This window comes from Anaplasma phagocytophilum (assembly GCF_023476575.1).
In the GTDB taxonomy this organism is placed as follows: Bacteria; Pseudomonadota; Alphaproteobacteria; order Rickettsiales; family Anaplasmataceae; genus Anaplasma; species Anaplasma phagocytophilum_A.
The window spans coordinates 1-8,219 of the sequence record NZ_JAHLEX010000041.1 but is presented as its reverse complement, the minus strand read 5'-3'; the positions used below and the strand labels follow the sequence as shown (position 1 = coordinate 8,219).

The window sequence follows — 8,219 nt, the reverse complement described above, 5'->3', positions numbered from 1 at the left end:
CGGATTGTTAAGATACCATCTCGGCTCAGGAGAGATATACCCACCAGGTTGGTAAATGCGTTTCCTGATGAGTTTGTCACTACTCTGAGCGTACGATTGTACCCCATGCACTACAAAACCGCTACAGGCAAAAATGCAATAATGTATGTTCATACCAACATGAGAACACCTTCCCTGTAATTTGCGCTAAAGATCTCCAGAAAAATTCGGTCTGCAATGAGGTACTTTATGATTTAAAATTTACTAGTTCTTCCTAAGCGAGGCAGCCTTTCTCATTTTTTGCATCACCAGGTCACGCTTTAGCTTTGAAATGTGCTTGATAAATACGGTACCGTTCAAGTGGTCAATCTCGTGCTGTAGGCACCTAGAAAGTAACCCCTGCGCCTTTAGGATCTTACGCTTGCCGTGTAAGTCAGTGTACTGCATCACGACTCTCTCCGGACGGACAACCAACTCTCTCTGATTAGGCACAGATAAGCACCCTTCCTCCATAGAGATCAGCTCGGTAGATCTTTCTATAATTTCAGGGTTAATAACAACCATAGGGCCACAGGTAGAATGATAACCATCAGAGTCATAATCAACGGTTTCACTAGATTCCTCAGCTTTAGGCCCCAAGTCAACTACAAAAATGCGCTTATGTACGCCCACCTGAACTGCGGCTAGGCCTATACCCTGCTCGGCGTACATGGTGTCAAACATGTCCTCAATTAATGAATTGAACTTCTCACAGAAGTCAGTCTCCTGTACCTCTTCAGAGCACAGAAACAACCGGCTATCAGGCAAAACAACCAAAGGTCTTACGGACACACCCTTTTTCCTCAAACCGATAAAGCTTTACATTATCAAGAGCGCTGGTACCCTTGTAGACCACAATGTACTGCGAGGGCAAAGCTTTGTCATTCTATGTTCTTTCTACGTTGTTTACAATTTTTTATTTCATACTAACTGCTCCCATACTTCTTTTTATTCCGGTTTCGTTAAGGATCGTCTTGGCTATTAAGTGGTGTAAGGGGATATTATTTTTGTGCAAAATGCTTGATGGTATTACTTATGAAGTAGTTGGTAGGGACAATCTGCCGTCACAGCCTTACATAGTAGCTTCAGAACACCAATCCCCGCTTGAAACTATAATATTGTTTGTAGAGTTTCCCAACGTTTCTTACGTGTTAAAGCAAGAGGTGCGTTTTATACCATTTATCGGGCTATATCTAAGCTGGTTGAAGATGATATTTATAGACCGAAAGCAGAGAGTTGCTGCATTACGAAAAATGGTAAGGGAGTGTGATGAATGTTCCAAGAATGGAAGAACAATTTTAATCTTCCCAGAGGGCACTAGGGTGCGGTACGGTGAAAACTGTAGTAAGGATTATCATGTCGGAATAGCAATGGTATATCAAAAGTTACGGGTACCTGTCGTGCCTGTGGTGATGAATACTGGAAAATATTGGCCGGCGGGCATTGTATCATTTAGAAAGAAGCGTGGTACAGTCACAATCAAAATTCTTTCTCCCATCGATCCTGATTTGGGGAAAGAAGAGTTCATGGAGACGTTGAAAAACCGTATGATAGGGGGTGGTAGACAGTTGAGAAATGAGTAGAATATAGGGTACAAACGGTGGTCTTTCTTTTTCCGTCTTGGTCCAAGTGGGAGAAACTGACTTGCATTTCTGACGAATTTCCTGTAGAGTGCCGTGGTAGTAGTAAGACGAGGATTGAGACGGGATGCCAAATCACGCTAGCGCAAAGAAGATGGTACGGGTTATCGGGAGGCGCACACTTTCTAATCGTGTACGCAAAAGTAGGGTTCGTAACTCCGTAAAGGCGTTTGTGGCAGCTTTGGAGGCTAATTCTCCTATAGAGGATGCTATAGCTGCGTTCCGTAAGGCTGAGTCTAACATCCACAGATGCGTCAATAAGGGTGTATTTCATAGAAATACGGCAGCGCGTAAGATTAGTGCGCTCTCGGGTAAGCTAAAGGCTTATGATATTGCTCGTTTACAAAGCGAGAAGTAACGCGTAGAGTTCAGGGCTCTGTGTAAGAGCTGGTGGTATTGCTTTAGGGGAGGTAGTGCTTACTCCTCTTGCGGCGTTTGTACGTTTTTTGCTTTCTTCTCTGGTATCGGCATCTTTGGGGATGCATACGTAGCATTTTTTAAAATGTGTTTGATGTAAGCATTCACTTAGCTTTGCAGTATCTTGCTGGTTTTATAGTTTGTGGCCTCTCTCAAGTGCTTTTTCTTGGTGGTCTTGAGAGAGTACTTTTATCTCTCTCTTTATAATATGTGAGTTAATGCGTTAGTGGTGCGGGTTGCCGGAAATGGTGTTCTACCGTCTTTAGGGCAGTGTTATAGGATGCTTCGTAAGTGAGGAAGGGTAAGGTGTATTCTGCATTGACAATATTGTTGTGTGGGCGTACGGCTAGCTACTAGAAAACTCTCGTGTATACATCCATTAAGAATAGAAACATGCAAGTGTGTTTTCAAAACTGACACAGGTATTATTCAGCCCAGTGCAAGTCCGAAATAGCTGTGGTTAAGACTAATGCGCAATACCGTAATAGCGAAAAGGCTTGTTATTTAAGTTCAACGACGAGTTTTGGGAAATCTGCGCATATGTGAATCATGCCTCTACTACAAAGCATTACTGTATATCACACCTGCTCTAGCATAACTAAAGACTCATACAACCACGAATCAAGATGGGGATAAGATGGTTATACCAGCGTGTTTTTAAAACTTTCCTGTAGGTGTTTTAATACTAGGCAAGGCCGTGGTTAAGACGACTAAGAGCAGTGTAACCACGATCTTTGTGCAACATATCGCATGTAATCATGCTTCTACCATAAAAACATCACTGTACGTCACACTAGCTCTGCATAACTTAAAAGCATGTACAACTGTGAATCATACCCCAGGTATGAGAGGTATTAGTGCTACCACTGAGCAGCCGTGACGGTGATTGTGTCTAGAAGCTGAGAGTGAAAAATTAGCACTGAGAGCGATAAAAAGGAACAAGATTGACAAAACGACATTAACGAAGTGCCCCTTTTTAGGTTTTTGAGTGTGAAGCACCCTACTAAGCCAGCTGCGATGATGAGGCTCATTACCTGGTCGGAGCCGTTGCAGTAGTAACGTAAATGTGTGGGAAAATTTTCAATTGGATCGGCTATTTGTTCTTAGGTTATGCGGATTGTTAAGATACCATCTCGGCTCAGGAGAGATATACCCACCAGGTTGGTAAATGCGTTTCCTGATGAGTTTGTCACTACTCTGAGCGTACGATTGTACCCCATGCACTACAAAACCGCTACAGGCAAAAATGCAATAATGTATGTTCATACCAACATGAGAACACCTTCCCTGTAATTTGCGCTAAAGATCTCCAGAAAAATTCGGTCTGCAATGAGGTACTTTATGATTTAAAATTTACTAGTTCTTCCTAAGCGAGGCAGCCTTTCTCATTTTTTGCATCACCAGGTCACGCTTTAGCTTTGAAATGTGCTTGATAAATACGGTACCGTTCAAGTGGTCAATCTCGTGCTGTAGGCACCTAGAAAGTAACCCCTGCGCCTTTAGGATCTTACGCTTGCCGTGTAAGTCAGTGTACTGCATCACGACTCTCTCCGGACGGACAACCAACTCTCTCTGATTAGGCACAGATAAGCACCCTTCCTCCATAGAGATCAGCCTCAAAGGAGTTTATCATTCTCTACTCGCATGAATAGGTGGCAAATACATGTGTTTTTCTATAAAGACAGGGTAGTACAGATGAAAGTGTGCATGGATTATTTTCGTCAAGTACAGGTTAAGATCTTATGATCCGCCTTTGCCCCCACAGCATTTGTATATGATATAAACTGATCGCACTGCGACCAAAGGCTAACAATGTCCCCTCTAGAATAAATTATTCGTTTAAGTCACCTTTGCGTGGAAGGGCAGCTATGACAAGTGAGAAGCTTATTTAGCTTGCGTCGGATGTATAAGACCTCCGCCTAGATAGTATCTTTCACAACACCTGAGTTACATGTGCGCGGACTGCAGTATTTCAGATATCAGGGCTCAGGAGAACAATTGTAGCAGATTTTCAGTTTAATTTTGTCGTAAAATTGTCAGTATCTCCTAGCATTGTACACCCAGTCACTGCAGATATTTCGTTTACATAGGTATCAGGATACCTGGCACTGTTGTATTGACTAAGAAATATACTTTGCTGTAGCTGAGGTGTGTAGCGAACTTTTTCTATGTCCTCAATATAAGAGTTAGGCTTCTGCAATTTCATGACGATAAAGACGCAAAACCAAGATGTGTGTACTATACACCACATACTAGTATTAGTATAGTTATTTAATAGATACTAGAAAGGATGTAAATGCATAAAATGCTGTGAGCAGCGATGATTTTACTAACTCTCTAAGGATTTAGTGTTCTTTATGTCAAAAAAACTGTATTTGGCTTTGCAATAATGAGCATATCCCTATGGAGTTCTATATTTTACGTTGTTGTACACAAGTACAACAAATACTATCAACGGGATTAATATCATGGGTACTGATAAAATCATGCCCATAGTTACCCATCCAAATGCTACGGATCCAATTTGAATATCTGGTTCCCTAAAAAACTCAATTACGCATCTTGCTGTACCATACCAGACACAAAAAGCACATGCGATCATACCGGGATGTTGCTTTATGTTTGTAAGACGTAGCAGTGCATTAAAAAGTATTAGGGGTATCAGTCCTTCAAACAGGGCTTCGTATAGTTGCGAAGGATGCCTAGGGAGCATATCGCCACTTCGTGGAAATACTATCCCTATGCAAGAGTTAGTGACCCTACCATAAAGTTCGCCATTAATTAGGTTAGTCAATCTACCTAAAAAAAGCCCCAGTGGTATAGAACACGCACATAAGTCTAAAAGCGGTGCAAAAGCTATTTTGCGTTTCTTGCATATGGCAAATGTACAAGTGATTGAACCTATAAACCCTCCGTGAAAGGACATACCGCCATGCCAGATTTTGATAATCTCAAGAGGAAATTGAAAGTAAAAGTCTGGGTTGTATACCAGAACATATACAGCTCTTCCACCTATGATGGCTCCCAAAACTGACCATGATAGTAGGGACTCCAATAGCTCATTATGTAAAGGCAGGTACTTTCCCACCTTCCTAAGATACCAATAAACGAACAATATGCCAGTAATGTAGGAGAGAGCATACCAGTGTACCTTTAGAAACCACAACCTAAAAGCAACAGGATAAATATTGGCTATCCATTCAACTATTGTGTGTATTTTGAAACAAATTGACATAAAGGCCTGTTATTCTATAATCGCGCTATGGGCCTAGGGGCCATCTCAGCGTATTGTTGGGATTTTAAGTAACAAAGTCAAACTATGCTCAAGAAGATTTTTGCGTTCAGTTTCATAACGTTTTTTTCACGGATTTTGGGACTTGTAAGAGATGCATTAGTAGCGTATCACTTAGGAGCGCAAGGGCTATCAGACGTATTTCTTGCGGCATTTCGTCTACCTAACTTGTTTAGGGCGTACTTTGCTGAAGGGTCATTGAGTGTAAGTTTTGTACCGCAATACTCACAGAAGCTATCTGACCCACAGGAAGCACAGGAGTTTGCTGATCAAATATTTTCGCTATTGTTCTGGTTTTTAACACTTTTTTGTCTATCGCTCGCTATTTTCACTCCACAGGTACTAGGTACATTTGCCCCAGGATTTTTGGGGAGCAGTTATAAGTTTGGTTTGTCGGTAGAACTGACAAGGATAATGCTACCCTATCTGTTATTTGTATCTTTGATGTCTGTAATAGGTGGAATATTGCAGACACATCAGTGTTTTTATGTGACAGCAGCCGCACCTGTGATCCTGAACTCATGTATAATAATCAGTGCTTTGGTTCCGCACTGGTTCAGTCCAGTCTATTACTTTTCTGTGGCTGTATCTACCGCAGCGATTATACAGTTTTGTTTGTCGGTATTTATAGCAACACGCAAGAAGCTGTCTGTAAGATTGGTTATTCCTCGTGGAAACAAGGACATAAAGATCTTTGCTAAAAGGTCCTGTATGTCATTCTTCAGCGGTTGTATGCAGCAGATCAGTATATGGATTAATACTATATTTGCTAGTTACATTCCCGGGGCAATATCATATTTTTACTATGCTGATAGAGTAAATCAACTACCGCAGGCGTTGGTGGGTATATCGATGAGCATTGTGTTAATGCCAACAATAGCAAAACTTGCTAGAAGCGGTGATACTTGCCAAATGATAGAGAAGCAGAACAGCGCTTTGGACTTGGGTATGACGCTAATCATCCCATCTGCAGCAATTCTTATAGCTTCTCCTGAGCCGGTTCTCATGGCTCTACTGAATTACGGCCAATTTGACTATTGGGCTATCGGCAATACGGTGCCCGTGTTAGCTGTATTGGCTGCGTCACTTCCGGCATTTGTGATGAGTAAGATCCTTTTGTTATTCTTTTATGCAAGGGGAGAATTCACCATACCAGCGTTATTTTCTATAGTGTCTATAGGGACAAATGCTTTATGTTCTTATCTGTTGATGAAAGTTTACGGACATGTTGGAATAGCGATAGGTGGCACAATAGGCACATGGTCCAATGCTATGCTGCTTTTATTGTATCTTAAAGTGAATAATTTGTATGCTGGATGCGAAGCGTTAAGAATAAAGCTAGGGTATGTGTTTCTTTCTGCAGCCTCAATGGTTGCAGTATTGATTATGGGAAAGACTTTACTAGAGCCGTACTTCTTTCTGGGACCTTTAGTGAAAATACCAGTTTTGATTCTCCTTATGGCTGCGGGTATATCAGTTTATCTCGGCACTCTATGTGTAATATTTAAGCAGAAAGTTTCTATTGGAGATATGTAGCATTTACATAGCGAAAATTTCTTTTGCTAAAGTCAGGGGTTGCGTACATTTTGTTGGTTTGTGCATCGATTTTACCTGAGGAATTATTGTTTTCTTAATAAAAATTGTTCACAATGCAGCAACACAACCTACACAAGTACAACTGTGATAATATACGCCAATATTAGTAGTCAAAGCATAGTAATATCGTTTGCTGATGCAAGATGTGTTGAAAATTTCAAGGGAAAGTTTACAACCTTGGATGCGGGCATAGCGTCTAGAGCCATTTTTTCCATGAGTGTTGCCATTAAGTATGGTGAAAAAAATCTCGTGGAGCTAATTCCAGAAGGAGAATTCACGTACTGTGATGTCAACACTATGGTATGGCATATGCTTCGTCATGGTTTTACCTTTAAACAGGAGGTTCTCTCTTCGATTTTGGAGCAGGCTAGTGCTCTTGCAACCGAGAATTTTGTGGTACTGAGAGCGGGGGGAAGGTCATCGTATATTGTAGGAGTATATAAGGACACAGTAACGGTGTCTCCTTTGACCTCTGAATATTTGGACTTAGAATCAGGCCCTAGTCAGCGATTAGTGAAATTACTGCGTGCGGAAAGTTCAATCGGTAGTGTGAGTGTAGATGCACAAAATCGTTCTATAACTATTTTAGTTAGAGGAAACGTGTGTAATGCTCTTGATACGCTTTGTAATATTATGATTACAATTGATGCCATAGAAGCTCAAGAAAAGGGTGCTGTATTGGTCAAGTTGGTGAGGTTGGCCTTTCTTGACTTGATGGGTAATGAAATCAGAAGCGTGCGTAACATTGCTAGTTGTTCTGTGGCACATCCTCTAAGTAAGTACAAGGGTGTAGCGAGGACCATTGAGAATATCTTGACGTGCTTGAGCAACAAAACTTTGGATGCTGTGGTACTGGGGCAGTTGGAAGACGCACTTGAAGGAAAGGGTGAGTTCTCTGCATTGCCTTCAGTTTTGACTAAGGGATTTGTAAAGCTGAATCGCGATTTCAATGGGCAGCTTGAGAAGCTAATTGGTTCTGAGAAGCGTGTATAGTAGTATGAGAATAGTTCTAGCACGGAACATATTGCGTGTACCGGGGTGATTATAGTCAGTATAGTATATGAAGCAGTGGTATTGTAACATTATGCCACTATTTATGTCTCGGTTGCGGACAATATGCGTGTTGAAGGTTGTACATACGGTTGTGTGAGACGCAATACCTTGCACTGTGATGGAACTGTGAGAGTTTGTCTTACGGCTTCTTTTGTGTGGTATTCCAGGTCATAACTGGTGCTTGTCTTTTGGGTGAAATCTTC

Annotated in this window: 8 protein-coding genes; 4 read left to right on the top strand and 4 right to left on the bottom strand. The window is 41.4% G+C overall.

What is annotated here, in order from left to right:
- Window positions 1–243: 243 nt before the first annotated feature.
- Window positions 244–810: a peptide deformylase gene (gene def / locus KPX09_RS02900; protein WP_249548901.1), complete on the bottom strand. Its 567-nt coding sequence runs from the start codon at window positions 808–810 to the stop codon at window positions 244–246.
- A gap of 182 nt (window positions 811–992) precedes the next feature.
- Here def and KPX09_RS02895 point away from each other — a divergent pair, with 182 nt between their 5' ends.
- Together KPX09_RS02895 and rpsT are read left to right on the top strand one after the other, a co-directional pair.
- Complete coding sequence (locus KPX09_RS02895) at window positions 993–1,601, top strand: lysophospholipid acyltransferase family protein (RefSeq protein ID WP_249548897.1); 609 nt, start codon at window positions 993–995, stop codon at window positions 1,599–1,601.
- A 124-nt stretch (window positions 1,602–1,725) separates the two neighbouring features.
- On the top strand, window positions 1,726–2,016 hold the full coding sequence (rpsT, locus tag KPX09_RS02890) for a 30S ribosomal protein S20 (protein WP_249548896.1): 291 nt from the start codon (window positions 1,726–1,728) through the stop codon (window positions 2,014–2,016).
- Window positions 2,017–3,431: 1,415 nt separating this feature from the next.
- On the opposite strand, the gene KPX09_RS02885 is transcribed toward rpsT, so the two are convergent.
- From KPX09_RS02885 to lgt, 3 genes are all read right to left on the bottom strand, one after another.
- Complete coding sequence (locus KPX09_RS02885) at window positions 3,432–3,680, bottom strand: peptide deformylase (protein ID WP_021800075.1); 249 nt, start codon at window positions 3,678–3,680, stop codon at window positions 3,432–3,434.
- A 406-nt stretch (window positions 3,681–4,086) separates the two neighbouring features.
- Complete coding sequence (locus KPX09_RS02880) at window positions 4,087–4,281, bottom strand: hypothetical protein (protein WP_249548894.1); 195 nt, start codon at window positions 4,279–4,281, stop codon at window positions 4,087–4,089.
- A gap of 195 nt (window positions 4,282–4,476) precedes the next feature.
- The gene (gene lgt / locus KPX09_RS02875) at window positions 4,477–5,310 is read right to left on the bottom strand and encodes a prolipoprotein diacylglyceryl transferase (protein ID WP_249548892.1); all 834 of its coding nucleotides are present in this window, start codon (window positions 5,308–5,310) and stop codon (window positions 4,477–4,479) included.
- An 84-nt stretch (window positions 5,311–5,394) separates the two neighbouring features.
- On the opposite strand from lgt, the gene murJ reads away from it, so the two are divergent.
- On the top strand, window positions 5,395–6,903 hold the full coding sequence (gene murJ, locus KPX09_RS02870; RefSeq protein ID WP_249548891.1) for a murein biosynthesis integral membrane protein MurJ: 1,509 nt from the start codon (window positions 5,395–5,397) through the stop codon (window positions 6,901–6,903).
- Between the two features lie 144 nt (window positions 6,904–7,047).
- On the top strand, window positions 7,048–7,956 hold the full coding sequence (locus KPX09_RS02865; RefSeq protein ID WP_249548890.1) for a hypothetical protein: 909 nt from the start codon (window positions 7,048–7,050) through the stop codon (window positions 7,954–7,956).
- The last annotated feature ends 263 nt before the right edge of the window (window positions 7,957–8,219 follow it).